Genomic DNA, 18411 nt, shown 5'->3' with positions numbered 1-18411 from the left:
CATGCGCCATGCTCGGACACCTCGCGCGCCGTTCGTCGCCCTGGCCGGGTCCGTCGATGCGCTCGATCGACGGTACCGCGCCCAGCGGCTGAGCCCGCCCGTCGGCCGCTGCCTGCACGGCAGCCGGGTGCTGATCATGGCGGGCCATGCGCTGATGCCGCCCGCCCGGACGCCGGATGCGCGAACGGGTGCCTGCCTGTCGGTGTCGAATGTCGCCGGCGAAAGCTACACGGCGTTCCAGCGAAGCCTGGCCACCGGCAACGTCATGCCGCGCCACTATGCGGTGTCGGTGCCGAACGCCGCCACGTCGGAGCTTTGCCTGACGTTCCGGGTCGCCGGCCCCGCGGTGACGCTGTCCGAGGAGGCGAAGGCGCCGGTCGAGAGCTGCCCGCAGCTCGTGCTGGCGCGCGACTGGCTCGGGTCGGGGATCGTCGACCGGGTGCTGATCGGCGCGATCCGCGTGGGCGCCTCGCCGAGCGACGAGACGCGGTGCGCCCTGGTTCTGGCCGATCGGGACACGACGGACCGGATGTGCGCGGCCGAGGCGCTCTCGCCTGCGGCGCGGGACGCGGTGTCGTTCCTCGCGGGCCTCGCCGAAGCCAGCGGCCTGTCCGAAGCAAGGGGGACCTGAGACATGGAGCTCGTCTCGCGCCCGCCGCCGAAGCGGGGTTTTCATCACGACCTTCATGTCCGCTACAACGAGACGGACCAGATGGGCATCGTCTATCACGCCAATTACATCATCTGGTTCAACGAGGCGCGGGACCGCTTCATGGGGAGCCTGGGCATCTCGATCCCGGAGCTCGAGCGGACCGGCCTGACGTTTCCGGTGACCGAGGTGACGTGCCGCTACCTGGCCCCCGCGCGCTACGGCGATGTCGTCCGTGTCTGGGTCGAGCCGGTGTTTTCCCCGGTCGCGCGGCTCGAGATCCGTTACCGCGTGACGAAGCCGAAGAGCTCCCAGCTGCTGTGCACCGGCACCACGGTGAACGTGATCCTCGATGCCAATGGAAAGATGCTGATCAAGCTGCCGGCGATCATGCAGCGGTTCGCCGACAGGTTCGAGGCGGTCAAGCACGCGCAAGCGCAGCGAGATTAGGGGAATCGGATGTCGCGAGTTCCTGTCGTCACGGGCGTGGGGGTGCTGAGCAGCATCGGCTCGGGCTATGCGAATTTCGTCAAGGGCCTGCAGGGGGGCGTGGACGGCATCAGGATGGTGACGTCGTTCGACGCGTCGGACCTCGCCGGGAGGATCGGCGGAGAGGTGACCGATCTCGAGCGCGCCGAGCATTATCGCGAGGCGGATTTTCGCAAGATGGATCGGTCGACCCGGCTGGCGATGGTGGCCTTGCGCGAAGCGGTGGCGCAGGCGGGGCTCCACCTGACCGACGAGGAACGGCTGAGCGCGGGCGTCTACCTCGGCTCCACGCTCGGCGGCATGATCGGCGGCACGGCCTTCTACGAGAAGCTGCAGGAGACCGGGCGGATCAACACGACGCGCCTGCGCGACTACCCGATCTTCTCGTCCGGCACGCACATCGCCGAGGAGCTGGGGATCGAGGGCCCGAACATGTCGTTCTCGACCGCGTGCTCGTCGGCCAACATGGCGATCGGCTACGGCGCGCTGATGATCATGTCCGGCAAGCTGGACGTCGCGATCGTGGGCGGCGTCGATCCGATGGCCAAGATGACGATGGCCGGGTTCAACTGCCTGCGCAACGTGACCCCCGACAAGATCCGGCCCTTCGACAAGAACCGCAACGGCGTGGCGCTGGCCGAGGGGGCGGGGATCCTGGTCCTCGAATCCGAGGCGCGGGCGCGGGCGCGGCGGGCCGAGGTGCTGGGCCGGATCACCGGGTTCGGCGCCAGCGCGGATGCGTTTCACATGACGGCTCCCGACACGTCGGGCCGTGGCGCGCATCTGGCCATGCGGCGCGCGCTCGACATGGCCGGCATCGCCGGCGCCGACCTCGACTACATCAACGCGCACGGCACCGGCACGCCGCACAACGACGCCATGGAAGTGCGCGCGATCAAGAAGCTCAACCCGGCGGACCGGGACTGGACCATTCCCGTCAGCTCGACGAAGTCCATGCACGGTCACACGCTGGGCGCAGCCGGCGCCCTCGAGGCGGTGGCCTGCGTCGCGGCGATGAACGAGCACTTCCTGCCGCCGACCATCAACTTCGAGACCCCCGATCCCAAATGCCGTGTCGATTGCGTGCCCAACCAGGCGCGGGATGCGAGGCCGCGGCGGATCCTGTCCAACAACATAGGCTTCGGCGGAAACAATGCGTCCATCGTTCTGGAACACGCTGATGCGTGAGGCACGCGGCATCGTCGGCTTCCTGGCCCCGCTCGCCCTGCTGGTCGGGGCGGACGGCGCGTCGGCTCAGGTGCGCGGCCCCGATTGCGTGGCCACGGCCGAGGCGCGCGCGACCGAGCCGCGCAGCACCACGTTCGCCGACGTCGTTTCCGACGATACCGACTATTCGGGGGTGTTCGTGCTGTCTTGCGCCGGCGGGCTGGAGGCCTTCGACTACGATCTGGGCGTGCGGGTGACCGCTGACGAAAACCCGAACCGGCGGCACCGGGGCCTGGACCTGAACGACGACCTGGGCCTGGATCTGCGCATCCGCGACTTGAAGATCGCGACCGATGTCGGCAGCGAGAGCTATCTGATCTTCGGCTATCACGCGCTCAACACCGACCCGAGCTACGCCTTCCAACCCATCGGGCTGTTCGGCGACAGCGCGGACTATTCGACCTTCCTCGATCGGACCTTCGAGCGTGAAAGCTCGCCGATGGCCCGTTTCGAGCACTATTTCGGCGACGTTCTGGCCGCGGCGACCCTGAGCGAGAACCGCCGCCACGACCTGGGCAGCCTGCAATTCGTGACCTCGGCGGCTTTCTCGGTCGGGAACACCGATGCGCAACTGCTTTATCGGTACGATGAGGAGTTGGGCAGCGGGGCCGGGGGCGCCTTCAGCACGGTGATCGGCGAGGGCCTGCAGCTGCACGGGTCGGCCTTCGTGCAGCGCGGCAGCGCGCGGCGATATCATGCCGACGCGATCTCGGGCACGTTGCGGTTCCGCACCGCGGACGACAGCCCCATCGGCCGGCATCGGCTCGATGCCGACGACCTCGTGCTGCGCGCCGTGATCGGCGGGCACTACACGTTCCGCTCCGGTCACAACCTGCTCGTCGAGCTGATCCACGACGGCGAGGGGATGAGCGATGCGGAATGGGGCCGCTATGTCGACGTCGTCGACTTTCACCGCAACGCGCCCGCGCCCGCGGTCGCGCGCGCCGGAAATCTCGGCTTCGACGCGAGCGTTCTGGGCAGTGCGAACATGCAGAACTATGCTTTCGCGCGCTACAGCCTGGGACCGCGAGCGTCGAACCTGTCGCTGAGCGCGCTGGTGAACCTGTCGGACGGCAGTACGCGGCTGACCGTGGATGCGTTCCGCGAGATCGGCGACAGCGTCGAGATCTACGGCAACGTGAGCATGAACAGCGGCTGCCGCACCTGCGACTTCGGCCTCCTGCCGGAGCGGTATTCCGCAAATCTCGGATTATCCCTCAGGTTCTAACCCTTCGGTTTCAGGTTCCGCCCATGCCAGATACTCATCTCGATATCCAGGACATCATGCGGCGGCTGCCGCACCGGCCGCCGTTCCTGATGATCGACCGGATCGTGTCCTGGGGTCCGAAACAGGTGGTGGCGCACAAGAACGTCACCATGAACGAACCCTACTTCGCCGGCCACTTTCCCGCTGCGCCCATCGTTCCCGGCGTGCTTCTGGGTGAATCGATGGCGCAGGCATCGGCCTTCATCGAGCCCGAGACCGACGCGGCCGAGGGCGGCGCGGCCGATCGGCCCCTGGAGGGGATCGGCGACAAGGCCTTTCTGACCGGCATGACCCTCAAGCTTCATCGCGCCGCCGTGCCGGGCGACCAGCTCGTCGTCACCGTCGTGCTGCTCAAGCGGCTGGGCGTGATGAGCCGGTTCAAGGGTCAGATCCACGTCGACCGCCGGGAAATCGCCACGGCGGACTTCTCCGTCGCTCTGGCCGCGGACTGACCGATGCGACGCAACCGGAAGAGGAGACCGACCATGCCGCGACCCCTCGATCGCCTCGTGGCGATCTGCCTGGCGACCGCGCTTCTCGCGGCCGCCCCGGCGAACGCCCAGGACGAGGCTTCCGCGACCCCGCAGGCGGTTTTCGAGCGTGTCGAAGCAGGTGACATGAGCATCGCGGACGCGCTCGATACGCTCGAGGACCTGCCGCAGAGCCGAAGCGATCCGCTGTCGCTGGCGGTGCGCGGGACGCTGTTGACCATGCGCGCTGCGGAAGAATGGCTGCCCTACAACAAGCTGCGTTCCGTGAATGCCGGGCTGGAACTGCTCGATCAGGCCGCCGCCCGGATCGACGCGTCGCACGACGATTTCCTGCGCGTCACCATGTACGCCGCGGTCGCCAATGCCGCGGTGCCCGGCTTTCTCGACCGCGCCGATTTCGCCAAGCGCTACTTCAACGCCGTCAAGGAGCACGCCAGTTTCGACGGGATGGAGGCGCATACCCGGGCGAGCGTCTATGCCTGGCTCGCGCGTCTGGAAGGCACCGACACCGGCGCCGGAGAGGCGTTGCTCGCGCAGGCCAAGGCGCTCGATCCGGCCGCCGCCGACGCCATCGTGAACCGGGAGTGAGCGATGGCCGCGCCGCTTCTCGTCGCCGAGAACGTGTCGAAGACCTTCAGGATGGGCAGCGTCGATGTCCCGGCGCTGCGCGATGTCTCCGTGGCGCTCGAGGCCGGGGAGCTCGTCGCCCTGACCGGCCCGTCGGGGAGCGGCAAGTCCACGCTCTTGAGCATCTTCTCGGGATTGGCGCGCCCCACGGCCGGGCGCGTCTGCATCCAGGGCGCCGACCTCTCCGACATGGCCGAGGCCGAGCGCTCGGCCTTTCTGGCCGGGACCTGCGGCTACATCTTTCAGAGCTTCAACCTGATCGACGTTCTGAGCGCGCAGGAGAATGTCGAATTGCCGCTTTGGGAAGTGCCCATTTCCCGATCCGAGAGACGGGCCCGCGCCGTCGAGATGCTGGAGAAGGTCGGCCTGGGCACGCGACTGAACCACCGGCCGGCGCAGCTTTCCGGGGGGCAGCAGCAGCGCGTATCGATCGCTCGCGCGCTGGTGCGCAGGCCCAAGATCCTGTTCGCGGACGAGCCGACCGCCAATCTCGACGCGCAGGCGTCGGAGCAGATCATGGCGCTGATCCAGGAACTGAACACCGCGAACGCATGCCTCTGCATCGTGTCGACCCACGACCCTGACATCGTGGCCTACACCAGCCGCAAGATCCGGCTTCTCGATGGGCGGGTCGTCGCATGAGATGGGTTCGTCTCGCATGGCGCAATGTCTGGCGGAACGCCGGGCGCACCGCCATCGTCCTGCTGATCGTCGGCGTGGGGGCCATGTCGGCGATGCTGTCGCTGGGCTTCATGCTGGCCACCTTCTACGGCCTGCAGGAGAGCACCATCCTGGGCGGCGTGGGGCACATCCAGGTCTCGAAGGACGAGGACTTCCTCTCGCCCCGGGAGATCGGCGCCCTGGAGGACTGGGCGGCCGCCGACGACCGGGTGCGGTTCGGCATGAGCCGGCTCAGCTTCGGCGGTTTGATCTCGACGGGAGCGCAGACGCGGACCCTGCAGGTGATGGGTATCGAGCCGGAACGGGAACGCCGGATGTCGATCGGCTTCGCGCCGGTGACCGAAGGCGAGCATCTGCCGCTGGACCACGACCCGGTCGCGCCCGACGCCGTGCTGGGCAAGGAGCTGGCGCAGGACATCGGCGTCGCGCCGGGCACCTTGCTGACGCTCCTGGGCACGACGCATGACGGCGTGCTGAATGCCGTCGACGTCAGTCTGCGCGGCAGCTACACGACCGGTGTTCCGGAGCTCGACATGCGTCAGGGCCTGACGCATCTGGAGACCGCCCGGTTTCTTCTGAACACCGACGTGACCGAGACGAAGGTGATCGTGCTGCACGACACCGCGGATGTGGAAAGCGTGGCCGCCGCGCTCGCGCAGCGCTTCCCGGAACTGACCGTCGCCACCTGGTCCGAGCTGTCGCCGTTCTACGGCGGGGTCGTGTCGCTGTATCGCAGCGTTTTCTTCGTGCTGGGCGCGGTCCTGTCGACCGTGATCGCATTCTCCGTGATCAACGTGGTCGTCCTGGCGATCAACGAACGCCGCAAGGAGATGGGCACGATGATCGCGCTCGGCATCAGCCGCGCCAAGATCCGGGCGACGTTCGCGCTGGAAGGCGCCCTGATGGGCTCGTGCGGCGCCCTGGCCGGCGTGGTTCTGGGAGGGCTCGTGGCCTTCGGCGTGACCATGATGGGCATCGACATGCCGCCGCCGCCGGGCCGGACGCTGCAATACCCGTTGATCGTCGACGTCGACCTGCTCGGTGGCGCCCTGATCGTCGCGTTCTTCACCGCCCTGACCACGCTCGTCGCATGGGCGCCCACCTATCAGCTCGAGCGGCGCGAAGTCGTCGAATTCTTGTCGGAACGCTGAGGAGGACCACTCGATGAGCCTATGGAAATCCGCCCTGGCCTGTGCCTGCGTCGCCGTTCTGGCGCTGACGTCACCGAGCCCGGCCGCCGCCGACGCCGTGCTCCAGCAGATCGATGCTCACCGCGTGCCCTATCCGAATGCCGAGGTGATGGTTCGGGCGCGGACCGCGGACGGCCAGACGAAGGACTTTCAGGTCTTTCTCAACGACCGCAACGAATCGGTGGTGAAGATGCTGACCGGGGTCGAGAACGGCCGCTACGTGCTGATGACCGACACCTCGTTCTACCTCTACATTCCGTCCACCAGCCGCCCGGTTCGGATCAGCCCGCTGCAGCGTCTGGTCGGGGATGCCAACTTCGGCGACATCGGGCGGCTGACCTTCGCGGGCAGCTACCGGATCGAGGAACGCGCGCCCAGTGCCGCGCCTGCCGGCCCGCCCACGAATGTCGGGTTCCGTACCGCGAGCGGCAGCTTCGAGCGGATCCGGTTGAAGGCCACGACGCGCACCGCGACCTACGATCGGATCGACCTCTGGGTCGTGGCGGGGTCGCTCGTGCCCGTGCGCGCCGATTACTACCTGGTCAGCGGCAAGCACCAGAAATCGGCGTGGTTCTCGTCGCCCGAGTCCTTCGGGGGCGGCACGTCGATCCGCCACATGGCGCTGGCCAACCCCACGCCGCCCTACAACACGACCGTCGTCACGACGAGGGAGGCGCAGTCGGCGCGATTCTCGCGCCGCGACTTCTCGGTGAACGGCTTCTTCCAGATCAACTGAATGTCCGGGACGGTCCGTGTGCTCGCGCCGCTCGAGGTGTTCGAAACCCTGCGATTCGATCCCGACGAGGGATACGTGCGGCTGGATCTGCACCTCGCGCGGCTGGCCGACAGCTGTGCGGCCTTCGGCCTGCCCCTGGCGCTGGATCGCCTGCGCTCGTCCCTGGCGGCGCGGGCGCCGGCGGGCCCCGCGCGCATCCGGATCGGCGTGGCCGAGGGGGGCGCCGCACCGGTGATCCAGGCCTTCGACCTCGCCCCGGACGCCACGGCCTGGCGCGTGGCGGTGCACGAGAGCCGTGTCGACGAAGGCGAGATCTGGCGCGCCCACAAGACGAACCGGCGCGAGCTGTACGACGAGGCACGCGAGGCGCTGCCCGAGGGCCTCGACGAATGGCTCTTTCTCAACGGCGCAGGGGAGGTTTGCGAAGGCAGCATCACCAACGTCTTCCTGCGACGCGAGGGCCGCTTGATCACCCCGCCGGTCGCCGCGGGCGCCTTGCCCGGCGTGCTGCGAAGGGCGTTGATCGAAACAGGGCGCGCCATCGTCGCGCCGCTGAGCCTGTCCGACCTGACCGGCAGCCCGGAGGGGCTCTTCGTCGGAAACTCCCTGCGCGGGCTCATCCCCGCCACGCTGGTGTCGCCCGGTGTGTCGGATCGTTCGTGACGATGGGCACGGCCATGCCTCTGCTTGCCGGCAGGCGCGGGACGGCCGGCCGAAGCCGCGCCTTCAACGCGAGGGAACGCCGGCCGCGATCGAGCCCGGGGCATGGCGCCCGTCTCCGGACAGCCCCATGCGGTCCAGCGCGACCTGCAGATATCGTTTCTGAACGCCGTGTTGAGCGCGGAAGTATTCACGGTTGATCGTGAAGGTCGTGCTGCCGATATGGTCGTTGATGGTCGGTTGGGCGTTCGTTTCGATGAAATAGATCGTGCCGTCAGGATGAATGCGGAAATCGATCCGGATCATGTCCTTGCCGTCGAAGGCGTCCGCCAGCACGTTGGTCAGCCGCACCAGCTCGTCACACACGCTCGCGTCGAGCTTCGCTCTGGCCAGCTTCCACAAGCAGCGTTTTCCCTTGGGCGAATTGCCCAGCTTGTCCTGTTGCAGGAAGACGAAGTCCGACGGCGGCAGGTTCCCGCGTTCGTAGGTCAGGATCAACGGCACCACATCGGCAGACTCGCCGTTGCCGATCTTCACGACCGTGATCTCGGTTCCCGGCACGAAGCGTTCCACGAGCACGTCGTCCCGCGCTTCCTGCCTGACCCGGTCGACGAAACGAACGGCTTCTTCCCGGGTCCGCGCCAGGAACAACGAGCGGCTGACGCTGGCGGTGTTCGGCTTGACGATCGCCGGCAGCAGCGCGTCCAGACGCCCCGCGTCGCCCAGATCCGACGAGTCCGACAGCCTGATCCAGCTCGGCGTGGGAACGCCGACCTGCTCCGCCACGATCTTGCTCTGGTCCTTGTCGCGCTGCAGGATCCGCGACACGGCGCCCGAGCCCGAATGCGGGATCCCGAGCGCGTCCATCGTCCGCGGCAGATCGTCGATCGCCGCGTTGCCGGCACTGGGCTCGAACAGGTCGATCAGGCCCGACACCGGGCGACCCTCGGCGGCGGCTCGTGCGACGCGCGCCTCGATGCCCCGCGGGGAAAAGCTCATCGTCTCGGCATCGCAGCCGATCTCGGCCAGCAGCTGCTCGACCAGCGCGACCGTGCCCGCGGAATAGTGGACGTAGCCGCTGATCTTGCCCGGCGACGGGTCTTCCGGCCGGCCGGGGGTTTCGAAATCATTGGTTGCAATCAATATCCGAGGCTTGCCGTCGACGCGGTCGGTCATTGTGTCGTGCCCCTTCCAGACGATCGGCGCGATCGGCCGATGACGGACCGAGGCGCGGCGCACAGGCTCCTTGCTCGAGGACGGCTTGACGGTACATGAAAAATGAGACAGGCACAACGTCTGACACCCGATCGGGATGCTATGCACATGGCGGAAAATGCGACAGCTCACGCGATCCGTGCCGAAGGTCTGTCCAAGCGGTTCGGCGTCGTCCAGGCCGTCTCGCGGGTCGACGTGGCGGTGGCGCCGGGGCAGGCGCTCGGGTTGCTCGGTCCGAACGGGGCGGGAAAATCGACGACGCTGAGAATGCTGCTGGGCCTGATCTCCCCCGACAGGGGTGAGGCGCTGATCTTCGGTCACCCCGTCGGCAGCCCCGCGGCCCGCGCGCTGGTGGGGGCCACGCCCCAGGCGGCCGGGTTTCCCGAGCAGGTGTCGCCGCGCGAGCTTCTGGACTATGCCGGCGCCCGCTACGGCGTACGCCCGCGGATCGACGATCTGGTGGCGATGTTCGGGCTGGAGAAGCTGATCGACCGGCGTGTCGCCGGCTTCTCGGGGGGCGAGATTCGCCGCGTCTCGCTCGCCTTGGCCTTCGTCGGCGCGCCGAAGCTCGTCTTTCTCGACGAGCCGACGACAGGGCTGGACACCGATGCGCAAGAGGCCTTTCGCAGCGTGATGCGGGCTTATGTGAAGGATGGCGGCAGCGTGGTCCTGTGCTCGCACCACTGGGACGAGGTCGAGGCGATCTGCACCTCCATCACGTTGATCGACAAGGGAGAAACCGTCCTCTCGGGCGAGCTGGACGACATCCGCAGGCGGACCTCGGTCAACCATGTCAGCTTCGCCCTGCCCGACGACGTCGCGCCGCCGGACTGGTTGCGGGCCACGCGGCACGGGCGCTTCTGGCGCTGCGACAGCGCGGACAGCGACGCCATCGCGCGGCGGCTGACCGCCGAGGCCGTCCCGTTCGAGGGCCTGACGATCGAGCCCATGAAGCTCAACGACCTCATCGACCGCATCCGCCGGGAGGAGCGCACCGCATGATCTCGCAGTTCTGGGCCGAATGCCTGCTGACCCTGCGCGTGCTCTTCCGCCAGCCCGGCTTCTGGGTCCCGACCATTCTCTTTCCGGCCATGCTCTACACCTTCTTCGGGGCGCAGAGCGGCGGGACGCAATGGGCCGCCAATGCGATGGCGTCCTTCTGCGTCTATGCCGTGGTCGGCGTCGGCTTCTTTCAGTTCGGCGTCAGCATCGCCCAGGACCGCGAGAGCCCGTTCGAAGCCTGGCAACGCAGCCTGCCGCGCAGCCTGACCGCGCAATGGAGCGCGCGGATCGTCGCGGCGGTGATGATCACCGCACTGGCGGTCGCGCTGGTCGTGGCGATGGCGCTGGTGCTGAACGCGATCCGGCTGGATGCGACCGCATGGGCTCGCCTCGCCCTGGTGTGCCTGGTCTCCGTCGTCCCCGCGACGCTGCTGGGCATCGCGCTCGGGACCGTCGCATCCGCGCGGGCGGCGGTGCCGCTGGCCAATCTCGTCTATCTGCCGCTGGCGTATCTCGGGGGGCTCTGGGTCCCGCCGATGGTGATGCCGTCGGCGATCGCGGCGGTGTCGGAATGGACGCCCACTCGCGCGATGGGGGAATTGAGCTGGGCCGCCGTGAGCGGGGACCCCTTCGAGTGGTCGTTCGTCGTCCTGTTGCTGGCATGGACGCTGGCCGCCGTGCTGCTGGCGAGCTTCGTGCAGCTCCGCCGGAGGCTCTGAGACGGCAGGGGCGGTGCGATCACGCGTCCGGCATGGCGCGCCGTCGTCTCGCTGTCCGGCGGGTCCGCGATCTCGTGGGCGGCTGCAGCATCCTCCCGCGCCGCATCCCTCCGCTTCGGGGACGAGGCTGCCTCTCCGAGGCGCGCCATGCCGCCACCGGGCCGCCACCGTGCCGCCGGCGGCGACTGCGAGTTGGCTGGACGTCGGACCGGGCTCCCACGGGACGGCGTCGGGCCGCTCACGTCGATGCGGCGAAGCCCAGGAGCGCGACGCCCGCCAGCGCCAGCGCGGCGTCCACGCCAACGCCGGCCCCCCCTCCGCTCCATCGTCTCGCGGCGACGACGCCGATCAGGACGGATCCGCTCAGCGCGCTGCCGATCCGAACGGGATCGAGCTCCACGCCCAGCGCCGACAGCACGACGACCGCATGACCGCCGAGAAGCGCGAGAGCGACGAGGACGAGGATCGCGGCGTTCGCGGCGGGCGACAGGCCTCGTGACGGCCGTCGCCCGACGATCGCGATCAGGACGACGCCGAGAGGCAGCACCAGCAGGCCGATCGCCGCCGGCGCCCGCCAGGTCGGCTCGCCGTCCAGGCCGAAATGCATGGCGATCGGCGCGCCCGGGCCCAGCCGCACGAGCGCGACCGCCGACATCGCCAGCATGGCCGCGACGATCGCCGCGAGAATGGCTGGCGACCTACGTTCGAGCATGATCCGTTCCCCCTTCCGGCACGCAGCGATCGCGATCGGAGCGTCCGAGAGCGATCGTTCGCGTGAAGACGTCTAGCGTATCGAGCCGATGACCGGCTACGACCAGAATGTCCGCATCGTCGCGGCGGGCGAGCCAGTCGAGCGCGCGCGCCTCCGCGTCGGGCTCGAGGTGGCAGGTCGCCTCGTCCAGGATCGCCACGCGCTTGCCGGACAGCGCGAGCCGCACGAGCGCGACGGCCTGCGCCTCGCCCGCGGAGAGGCATGGGACGGCGGGGTCCAGGGGATCGGCGAGGGCATCCCAGCGGGACGCCAGCACGCTCTCGAGACCCATGGCCGCCGCCGTCGTCCTGACATCGCCCGCGGTCGCCGCGCGGGCGCCGCCGCGCAGGTTGTCGAGCAGCGATGCCGCGAACAGGAAGGGACGGGGCCCGAGATGCACGATGTCGTCGCCGCCGATGCCCGGCCCCAGCGCACGCACGCCGGGCATCGGGCCGGCGCGCCCGGCGAGCACGTGAAGCAGCGAGCTCTTGCCGACGCCCACGGGCCCGGTCACCTTCACGCGGTCGCCCGGGCGCAAATGGGCGAGGACGCGGCCGTCGGGCCGCGTCGCGGCGATCTCCCCCGGGCCGAGCGCGACGAGTGACGGGCCAGGGGCGTCGGGCGTCGGCTCGGCGAGGAGGGCGCCGACTCGGACGAGGACGATCCCGGTCTGCCGCCACGCTTCCGACAGCCCCGCGAGCATGGTCAGCGGATTGCCGATGCGTACGAGGAGGAAGAAGAAGGCGAGCAGCCCGCCCGGCGTCAGCGCCCCGCGGGCCACCTCGAAGGTGCCGACGAGGAGGACGAGGATCTCCGCGCCGCGTTGGACGCCCGTCGTCGCGAGGCGCAGGTCGCCCGAGATGCGGCGTACGCGGGCGCCCGCATCGACGACCGTCCGGAGCCGTTCGATCAGGCCGTCGCGAACGGGCGCGGCGAGCCCCCAGGAGCGCGCGTCGAGACGCGTCTCCAGCCCCGAGATGAGCCCCGTGTTGTAGGTCTCCTGGGCGGCGAGGAGCGCCTCGTTCGGCCGGGTCACGAAGCGGGTGCCGAGACGCGCCACGCCGTAGGCGATCGGAAAGGAGCCGAGCGCGACGAGGGTGAGCGGAACGCTCGTCACGAAGGCGTAGCCGATCGCGAGAAGAAAGAAGAGGAGCTCGGACGACCCGCGCACCGCCACCTCGGTCGCCTGGCTCAGGACGCGCCCGCATTCCTGGAGCCGGGCGACGACCGCCCCCGTCTGAAGGTGGTCGCCGTCGCGAGCCGACCCGCCGAAGAGGATCGAGAGGAGATCGCTGGACGCGACGCCGGTCAGCCGCCTGTCGAGCGCGATCCTCAGGGTCAGCCGCACGCGGGCGAGCGCGAGCCCGGCGAACGCCGCGACGGCGAATCCCCCGAGGTAGGTCATCGCGGCGTCCGTGGCGCCCGAGGCGATGGCGTCGATGAAGCGATGAAGCGCCGCGATGCCGGCGACGCCGGCCATCGCGCCGAGGATCCCGACGGCCACGACGGCGGCGATCCACAGGCTCTGGGCGCGAAGCATCGCGATCAGCCACTTGCGCGCGACGGCGTATCTGGCATCGTCATGCACGGCCTGCCCCCACCTCGAGGAGTGTCGCATGCAGGTGGTCAGCGTGGACGATCTCTCCTTCTCGTTCGGCGGCCCGCAGGGGTCTCCCGTGCTGGACGGTCTTTCGCTGCGGTTGAACGCCGGCGAGACCGTCGCCCTCACGGGCCCGAGCGGGTCGGGCAAGACGACGCTGCTCGCGATCCTGGGGCTGCTCCTGCGCCATGATCGCGGGCGATACACGCTGCAGGGGCGGCCGACCGAATCCTTCTCGCAGCGCGAGATCGACCGCCTTCACGGTGACGTCATCGGCTTCGTCTTCCAGGAGCACCGCCTCGTTCCCTACCTGTCGGCCTGGGAGAACGTCGCGCTTCCGCTGCGGCTGCGCGCAGCGCCGTATCGGCAGCGCCGGGAGGCCGCGGAGCGGCTCCTCGAGACGGTCGGGCTCGGCGATCTCGCGACCCGCGCGCCGGACCAGCTCTCGACCGGGCAGCGTCAGCGCGTGGCGATCGCCCGCGCGCTCGTGTGCGCGCCGCGGCTCGTGCTCGCGGACGAGCCGACGGCGTCCCTGGACAGCGCCGCGAAGGTCTCCTGCATCGCGCTCCTCCGCTGCGCCGCGGATGCGGGCGCGGCGGTGCTCGTCGCGACCCACGATCCCGCCGTGGCGGCGGCCGCCGACCGTCGGATCGCCCTCGAGAGATGAGGCCCGCGGCGCCGTCATCGCAGGTGCGGCGAGAAATCGCTGAGCCACAGGCCCGCCATGCGCCAGGCGCCGTTCTCGCGCTCGAAGGACCACACTTCGATGATGGAGCCGAACGTGTAGCGCGCCTCGAAGCGGACGACGCATGCCGCGCCCTCGGCGCCGCCCTCGATCAGCTCGGATCCGATCAACGTTCGCCGTGTCGCGGTTCCGCCGACGCGGGCTCTGAACGCCCGCATCTGGCGGACCCAGGTGGCGCGTGGCATCGCCTCGCGGAAGCGCGTGCTCCCGGCGCGCTCGTAGAGGCCGGAGCCGTCGCCGTTGTCGAAGGCGGCGAAGACGCCGACCAGCGTCGGCAGGTCCACGCATGTCTCGAACGCGCGCGTCTCCTGGGCGAGGAGCAGCGCGACGACGAGGGAGATCGTGCGAAGGAAGGGGTTTCTCATCGGAGCATTCCCCGTCAGCGTGGGGCGGGGAGACGCAGCTCGTCGCCGGCTGCGAGGTTCTCCGCGCGCACCTGCGCCCGGTCGCCCACGATCCCCACGATCTCCACGGGCTGCGCCACCGTCTCGGCGCCGCGGCGCACGTCCACCACGTGCCGTCCGTCGCCCGTCGTTCTCAAGGCTGCGCTGGGGACCTCGAGCGCGGCGTCGTGCGAGGGCTCGAACTCGACGACGGCGGTCATCCCGGGCAGCAACCGGTGCGCGCCCGCCAGGATCTCGGCCGAGACCTCGTAGACGACGGAGCGCTCGTCCGGTGTCGGATAGGGGCTCGCCGAGAGCCGCCCCAGAGCGATCCGCTCGTCGGGCGCCGCGGCGGTGGTGAAGGTGGCGCGGACTCCCGGCCCGATCCGCGTCACGTCGACCTCGCTCACCTGCGCGACGACGCGCAGGCGCGACGGGTCGGGGGCGAGAACGAAGAGCTCCGGAACGTTCGTCTGGGCGTTGAGGACGAGCCCGGGCTCGATCCGCCGACCGAGAACCACGCCCGAGACCGGAGCCCGGATTCGGGTACGCTCGAGCCCGATCTCGGCGAGCGCGACCTCGACGGCGCGCGCCGCGACGGCCTGCCGGCCCGCCTCGACCGCCGCGGCGGCCGCCTCGACGGCGAGCTCGGCGATCGCCTCGCTCTCGCGCGCCGCGCTCAGTCGCAGGCGTGCCGCTTCCTCCTCCGCGACCGCGATGCGGCTCGTGCGGGCGGCGTCGTCGAGGCGTTCGGAGGGGACGACCGATCGGTCATGCAGCACGCGCAGCCGCGCTCGCGCCACGGCGGCTTCTTCCGCTCTCAGGCTCGCGATCTCCTTCGCCACGACGGCCTGCGCCGTCGCGAGCGCGGCGCGAGCACGCTCGGATGCGAGCCGTCTCCGTTCGACGTCGCGGCGCGCGGCCTCCGCCTGCGCCTCGCGGAGGCCGGCGCGGGCACGATCGAGCAGCGCACGCGCCTCCCGGTCGTCGAGCAGGGCGAGGACGGCGCCGGCCTCGACGACGTCGCCCGGCTCGACGCGGACCTCCGCGACCTTGCCGCTGATCTCGCTGCCGACGACGATCTCCGCGATCGGTGCGATCCGGCCGGTGGCGCGGAACGGCTCGCCCCAGCTGGCGGCGACGAGCGCCGTGCGCGACGTCGCCGCCGCATCGCCGGCGGGGAGCGTCTCGGTCGCCACCCGCGCCGTCGGCGCGGGCGTCGAGCGCGGGACCACGAGGACGAAGGCGAGCACGAGTATCCCGACGCCGGAGAAGACGGCGCCGCGGCTAGGCATACCAGCCTCCGAACGGGGTGCGCCCGAAATCGACGGTGCGGATGCGCCGGCTCGCGGCGCGCTCCCCGCGCGCGACGAAGCTCAGCAGCAGTCGCAGGTCCTGCTGCTCGGCGTGTGCGCCCACGCGCTCGCGCGCCTCGGTGGCGTCGACGCCGCCGTAGCCCGCGATGCTCTCGACCATCATCTCGAAGGCCGGCGCGCCCGGCTTGTAGGCGAAGACGCCGCTGACGGTGACGAGCAGGTCGAGATCGACGGAGGCGAGCCGCCCGAGGGCGCTCGGCAGGCGCTCCCCGTCGATCCAGGGAAACCCGAAGCCGATCAGCTGCAGGCGGCTCTCGGGCGCCATCCAGCGATCCAGCCGCGAGAGGATGACGCGCGTCACGTCCAATCCGTCCGGACCGCCGTCGCCGACGAACGGAAAGGGCGTGCCGGCCGGAACGGGGACGAGCGGCGGATTGGCGACGACGAGATCGAACCGGTCCTCGTCCTCGAAGGAGGCGAGATCGGTACATCGGACGACGATGTCGTCGAGGCCGTTGAGCGCGGCGTTGCAGGACAGCACGGAGGCGGCGACCGGGTTGATCTCCACCGCGACCACGCGGCGCGCCGTCCGTGCGGCGACGAGGCTCTGGAAGCCGGGCCCGGCGCAGAGGTCGAGCACCGCGTCGCCGTGGCGCGGCTCGAGCCGAAGCCCCAGCGCGATCGACTCGTTGCCGAAGTAGACCCGCGTTCTCGGCGAGGGCCGCTCGTGAAACAGCGCGATCCCGAGCGTACGGCTGAGCATCAGCGGCGCGATCGAGAAGCCCGCCTCGTTTCGATCGACCAGGACGCCGGCCGCCGCGAGATCCTGCAGCACCGGGACGAGCGCGCTCGGCAGCCGCTCGGCCGGGACGCGCGCGCCGCCGTGGAAGAGCGCCACCGTCGAGGACAGCATCGGGTCGCTGATGCTCGGCCGCAGCGGTTCGGGGCGGTCGTAGACGGCGACCGGGTAGAGCGACGAGACGACCGCGAAGTAGCCGATCCGCTCCAGCTCGCGTCGCATCCGCCGGAGCACGTCGCCAGGCAGATCGCTCATGAGGGCGTGTCCGCAGTCTCCCGCGCCGACGGGTCGGGCGCGCCCGAGTAGGTGCGAACGCGCCTGTAGAGATATCCGGCGAGCTCCTCCCGATGGGCGTCGAGCACGTCGAGCACCTCCCGACGCGACGTCACGTCGAAGCAGATCTCGCAGATGCCTCCGTAAGCGGGCTTGAAGACGAGCGAGGGATCCTTGGCTTGCGCGAAGCGCATCAGGAAGTAGGGGCCCAGCTCGGCGACAGCGTTGACCAGAAGGTCGTCGTAGGCCCGGCGCAGCAGGTCGACCACGTCCGTTTGCGCGGCGTCGCCGAAATGGAGCGGGCTGTCCGCGGCGACCTCGAAGCCGCAGCAGGCGAGCAGGGACGCATCGGGGCCGATCGCGATCGAGCGGCCCGCGAAGGGGCAGGGTCGGTTGAGCGCGGCCTCGTCGAGCTCGACGTGGACGGCCCCGACGTCGACGTCCTCGCGCAGTCTCTGCAGGCGCGCGTTGGAGACGCCGAAATGGGTCCCGGGCTCGTCCGGCAGCGGTGCGCTCTCGCCGTCGTCGTCGAAGCGCAGCGGCAGCTCCTCGCCGAGGCGCTCCATGATCCAGTCCGGCGTCACCAGGCTGTCGGGCCCGGAGCAGTTGGCGATCACCACCGCCCGGAAGTCGAGCCGCTTGGCGGCCCTCCAGGCGTTCTCGACGCGCTCGAAGGGAACGTCCGGAAGATGGAAGTCGTCCGCGCTGATGTTGAGCTCCGCGAGGCCGGCGGCCCGCAGGCGCGACAGGCGGGCGAAGGCGCGCTCCTCGGTCGTCGCCCAGGACGCGTTGGTCACCACCCGCGTGTTCAGCCCGAGCTCGGCGGCGAAGCGGATCGCCTCCTCGAGCGCGCCCTTCAGCATTGTCGGCTCGCCCCCGGCGAAGATCACCGTCGACAGATCGCCGGCCTCGTGGAGACGCGCGACGACGGAGCGCATGACCTCCGCCGTGAGCGCGCCCCGGCGGTCGGGCGACGATTTCATGCAGCAATGAGCGCAGGCGGCGGTGCACGTGTTGGTCGTCAGCATCGTGACGGCCGTGACGGGCAGGCTGCTCCTCATCTCCGGCCCCGCCGCTTCAGCTGTAGCTCGCGAGCGCCTTGCGAAGGCGCTCCAGCTCGTCCTCGCCGTCCGCGTCCTCGTCCGGGAAGGCGGCGCCGAGCACGACGACGTTGGCGATCGCCGCGGCGTTCACGGCCGCGTTGACGTTCACGCCGACGTTGACGTTCACGGTCGCGTTGACGTTCACCATGGCGACCGCGCCAGCGCCGCCCCCATGGCAGCTCTCGCAGGACGCCAGCAGCGTCTCCAGCTCGCCCGAGCCGGGGGCGTCCATCGCCGACCTCTCCGACCAGTCGCGCAAGGTCGCCAGCAGATGCCGACGCCCGGCCTCGTCGAGCCGTTCGTACGCGCGCGCGGCGATCTCGTCGGTATGGATGACCGCGACGATTTCCTGGTCGGAAAGAGGATCGCGAGCCCGCGCGTCGAGCTGTATCGACGCCTTGACGTGCATCAGGAGATGCATTTCACTGTACGAGGATCGGTCGGCCATGTCCATCGTGCCCCTCTGAGTTGTTAGGAATACAATGCAC

Annotated in this window: 21 protein-coding genes; 13 read left to right on the top strand and 8 right to left on the bottom strand. The window is 69.9% G+C overall.

Going from position 1 to position 18411, the window contains the following annotated elements:
• Position 1 precedes the first annotated feature (1 nt).
• From ABL310_RS19690 to ABL310_RS19645, 10 genes are read left to right on the top strand one after another with little or no spacing between them, the layout of a single operon-like run.
• On the top strand, positions 2-631 hold the full coding sequence (locus ABL310_RS19690) for a hypothetical protein (protein ID WP_349368697.1): 630 nt from the start codon (positions 2-4) through the stop codon (positions 629-631).
• A gap of 3 nt (positions 632-634) precedes the next feature.
• Complete coding sequence (locus ABL310_RS19685) at positions 635-1099, top strand: thioesterase family protein (RefSeq protein ID WP_349368696.1); 465 nt, start codon at positions 635-637, stop codon at positions 1097-1099.
• Between the two features lie 9 nt (positions 1100-1108).
• The gene (locus ABL310_RS19680; protein ID WP_349368695.1) at positions 1109-2326 is read left to right on the top strand and encodes a beta-ketoacyl-[acyl-carrier-protein] synthase family protein; all 1218 of its coding nucleotides are present in this window, start codon (positions 1109-1111) and stop codon (positions 2324-2326) included.
• Positions 2319-3593 (top strand): hypothetical protein, encoded by a 1275-nt coding sequence (locus ABL310_RS19675; RefSeq protein ID WP_349368694.1) that lies wholly within the window; start codon positions 2319-2321, stop codon positions 3591-3593. The genes ABL310_RS19680 and ABL310_RS19675 overlap by 8 nt, the downstream gene beginning before the upstream one ends.
• A 23-nt stretch (positions 3594-3616) precedes the next feature.
• Entirely contained in the window at positions 3617-4084 is a 468-nt protein-coding gene (fabZ, locus tag ABL310_RS19670) for a 3-hydroxyacyl-ACP dehydratase FabZ (protein ID WP_349368693.1), read from the top strand.
• A gap of 33 nt (positions 4085-4117) precedes the next feature.
• Positions 4118-4711: a hypothetical protein gene (locus ABL310_RS19665; protein WP_349368692.1), complete on the top strand. Its 594-nt coding sequence runs from the start codon at positions 4118-4120 to the stop codon at positions 4709-4711.
• A 3-nt stretch (positions 4712-4714) separates the two neighbouring features.
• The gene (locus tag ABL310_RS19660) at positions 4715-5392 is read left to right on the top strand and encodes an ABC transporter ATP-binding protein (protein WP_349368691.1); all 678 of its coding nucleotides are present in this window, start codon (positions 4715-4717) and stop codon (positions 5390-5392) included.
• On the top strand, positions 5389-6582 hold the full coding sequence (locus ABL310_RS19655) for an FtsX-like permease family protein (RefSeq protein ID WP_349368690.1): 1194 nt from the start codon (positions 5389-5391) through the stop codon (positions 6580-6582). Before ABL310_RS19660 ends, ABL310_RS19655 begins: the two co-directional genes overlap by 4 nt.
• A 13-nt stretch (positions 6583-6595) precedes the next feature.
• Complete coding sequence (locus tag ABL310_RS19650; protein WP_349368689.1) at positions 6596-7357, top strand: outer membrane lipoprotein-sorting protein; 762 nt, start codon at positions 6596-6598, stop codon at positions 7355-7357.
• Positions 7358-8020, top strand: coding sequence for an aminotransferase class IV (locus ABL310_RS19645; protein WP_349368688.1), 663 nt, complete (start codon positions 7358-7360; stop codon positions 8018-8020).
• A gap of 63 nt (positions 8021-8083) precedes the next feature.
• Here ABL310_RS19645 and ABL310_RS19640 read toward each other — a convergent pair whose 3' ends face one another.
• On the bottom strand, positions 8084-9193 hold the full coding sequence (locus ABL310_RS19640) for a hypothetical protein (protein WP_349368687.1): 1110 nt from the start codon (positions 9191-9193) through the stop codon (positions 8084-8086).
• A 147-nt stretch (positions 9194-9340) separates the two neighbouring features.
• Here ABL310_RS19640 and ABL310_RS19635 point away from each other — a divergent pair, with 147 nt between their 5' ends.
• Both ABL310_RS19635 and ABL310_RS19630 read left to right on the top strand, forming a co-directional pair.
• A complete protein-coding gene (locus tag ABL310_RS19635; RefSeq protein WP_349368686.1) occupies positions 9341-10234 on the top strand; it encodes an ABC transporter ATP-binding protein in 894 nt (297 codons plus the stop codon).
• Complete coding sequence (locus ABL310_RS19630) at positions 10231-10953, top strand: ABC transporter permease (protein WP_349368685.1); 723 nt, start codon at positions 10231-10233, stop codon at positions 10951-10953. Before ABL310_RS19635 ends, ABL310_RS19630 begins: the two co-directional genes overlap by 4 nt.
• 238 nt (positions 10954-11191) lie before the next feature.
• Here the strand turns inward: ABL310_RS19630 and ABL310_RS19625 are convergent, their stop codons facing one another.
• Both ABL310_RS19625 and ABL310_RS19620 read right to left on the bottom strand, forming a co-directional pair.
• Positions 11192-11665, bottom strand: coding sequence for a hypothetical protein (locus ABL310_RS19625; RefSeq protein WP_349368684.1), 474 nt, complete (start codon positions 11663-11665; stop codon positions 11192-11194).
• Positions 11652-13292, bottom strand: a complete 1641-nt coding sequence (locus tag ABL310_RS19620; RefSeq protein ID WP_349368683.1) for an ATP-binding cassette domain-containing protein — start codon at positions 13290-13292, stop codon at positions 11652-11654. The genes ABL310_RS19625 and ABL310_RS19620 overlap by 14 nt, the downstream gene beginning before the upstream one ends.
• 28 nt (positions 13293-13320) lie before the next feature.
• Between ABL310_RS19620 and ABL310_RS19615 the strand changes: the two genes are divergently transcribed.
• On the top strand, positions 13321-13971 hold the full coding sequence (locus ABL310_RS19615) for an ABC transporter ATP-binding protein (RefSeq protein ID WP_349368682.1): 651 nt from the start codon (positions 13321-13323) through the stop codon (positions 13969-13971).
• 14 nt (positions 13972-13985) lie between these two features.
• Here the strand turns inward: ABL310_RS19615 and ABL310_RS19610 are convergent, their stop codons facing one another.
• From ABL310_RS19610 to ABL310_RS19590, 5 genes are read right to left on the bottom strand one after another with little or no spacing between them, the layout of a single operon-like run.
• On the bottom strand, positions 13986-14414 hold the full coding sequence (locus ABL310_RS19610) for a DUF4019 domain-containing protein (RefSeq protein ID WP_349368681.1): 429 nt from the start codon (positions 14412-14414) through the stop codon (positions 13986-13988).
• Between the two features lie 14 nt (positions 14415-14428).
• On the bottom strand, positions 14429-15727 hold the full coding sequence (locus ABL310_RS19605; RefSeq protein WP_349368680.1) for an HlyD family efflux transporter periplasmic adaptor subunit: 1299 nt from the start codon (positions 15725-15727) through the stop codon (positions 14429-14431).
• Positions 15720-16802: a class I SAM-dependent methyltransferase gene (locus tag ABL310_RS19600; RefSeq protein ID WP_349368679.1), complete on the bottom strand. Its 1083-nt coding sequence runs from the start codon at positions 16800-16802 to the stop codon at positions 15720-15722. The genes ABL310_RS19605 and ABL310_RS19600 overlap by 8 nt, the downstream gene beginning before the upstream one ends.
• Entirely contained in the window at positions 16799-17881 is a 1083-nt protein-coding gene (locus ABL310_RS19595) for a radical SAM protein (RefSeq protein ID WP_349368678.1), read from the bottom strand. Before ABL310_RS19595 ends, ABL310_RS19600 begins: the two co-directional genes overlap by 4 nt.
• 16 nt (positions 17882-17897) lie before the next feature.
• Positions 17898-18371: a hypothetical protein gene (locus ABL310_RS19590; RefSeq protein WP_349368677.1), complete on the bottom strand. Its 474-nt coding sequence runs from the start codon at positions 18369-18371 to the stop codon at positions 17898-17900.
• Between the last annotated feature and the right edge of the window lie 40 nt (positions 18372-18411).

It is taken from the genome of Salinarimonas sp. (genome assembly GCF_040111675.1).
GTDB lineage: Bacteria > Pseudomonadota > Alphaproteobacteria > Rhizobiales > Beijerinckiaceae > Salinarimonas.
This window is presented reverse-complemented; position numbering and strand designations above follow the sequence as displayed.

Bases quoted from the DNA above. Each gene is read 5' to 3' on its own strand.
- ABL310_RS19690 (WP_349368697.1), top strand. From the start codon at position 2: ATGCGCCATGCTCGGACACCTCGCGCGCCGTTCGTCGCCCTGGCCGGG.
- ABL310_RS19685 (WP_349368696.1), top strand. From the start codon at position 635: ATGGAGCTCGTCTCGCGCCCGCCGCCGAAGCGGGGTTTTCATCACGAC.
- ABL310_RS19680 (WP_349368695.1), top strand. From the start codon at position 1,109: ATGTCGCGAGTTCCTGTCGTCACGGGCGTGGGGGTGCTGAGCAGCATC.
- ABL310_RS19675 (WP_349368694.1), top strand. From the start codon at position 2,319: ATGCGTGAGGCACGCGGCATCGTCGGCTTCCTGGCCCCGCTCGCCCTG.
- fabZ (WP_349368693.1), top strand. From the start codon at position 3,617: ATGCCAGATACTCATCTCGATATCCAGGACATCATGCGGCGGCTGCCG.
- ABL310_RS19665 (WP_349368692.1), top strand. From the start codon at position 4,118: ATGCCGCGACCCCTCGATCGCCTCGTGGCGATCTGCCTGGCGACCGCG.
- ABL310_RS19660 (WP_349368691.1), top strand. From the start codon at position 4,715: ATGGCCGCGCCGCTTCTCGTCGCCGAGAACGTGTCGAAGACCTTCAGG.
- ABL310_RS19655 (WP_349368690.1), top strand. From the start codon at position 5,389: ATGAGATGGGTTCGTCTCGCATGGCGCAATGTCTGGCGGAACGCCGGG.
- ABL310_RS19650 (WP_349368689.1), top strand. From the start codon at position 6,596: ATGAGCCTATGGAAATCCGCCCTGGCCTGTGCCTGCGTCGCCGTTCTG.
- ABL310_RS19645 (WP_349368688.1), top strand. From the start codon at position 7,358: ATGTCCGGGACGGTCCGTGTGCTCGCGCCGCTCGAGGTGTTCGAAACC.
- ABL310_RS19640 (WP_349368687.1), bottom strand. From the start codon at position 9,193: ATGACCGACCGCGTCGACGGCAAGCCTCGGATATTGATTGCAACCAAT.
- ABL310_RS19635 (WP_349368686.1), top strand. From the start codon at position 9,341: ATGGCGGAAAATGCGACAGCTCACGCGATCCGTGCCGAAGGTCTGTCC.
- ABL310_RS19630 (WP_349368685.1), top strand. From the start codon at position 10,231: ATGATCTCGCAGTTCTGGGCCGAATGCCTGCTGACCCTGCGCGTGCTC.
- ABL310_RS19625 (WP_349368684.1), bottom strand. From the start codon at position 11,665: ATGCTCGAACGTAGGTCGCCAGCCATTCTCGCGGCGATCGTCGCGGCC.
- ABL310_RS19615 (WP_349368682.1), top strand. From the start codon at position 13,321: ATGCAGGTGGTCAGCGTGGACGATCTCTCCTTCTCGTTCGGCGGCCCG.
- ABL310_RS19610 (WP_349368681.1), bottom strand. From the start codon at position 14,414: ATGAGAAACCCCTTCCTTCGCACGATCTCCCTCGTCGTCGCGCTGCTC.
- ABL310_RS19605 (WP_349368680.1), bottom strand. From the start codon at position 15,727: ATGCCTAGCCGCGGCGCCGTCTTCTCCGGCGTCGGGATACTCGTGCTC.
- ABL310_RS19600 (WP_349368679.1), bottom strand. From the start codon at position 16,802: ATGAGCGATCTGCCTGGCGACGTGCTCCGGCGGATGCGACGCGAGCTG.
- ABL310_RS19595 (WP_349368678.1), bottom strand. From the start codon at position 17,881: ATGAGGAGCAGCCTGCCCGTCACGGCCGTCACGATGCTGACGACCAAC.
- ABL310_RS19590 (WP_349368677.1), bottom strand. From the start codon at position 18,371: ATGGCCGACCGATCCTCGTACAGTGAAATGCATCTCCTGATGCACGTC.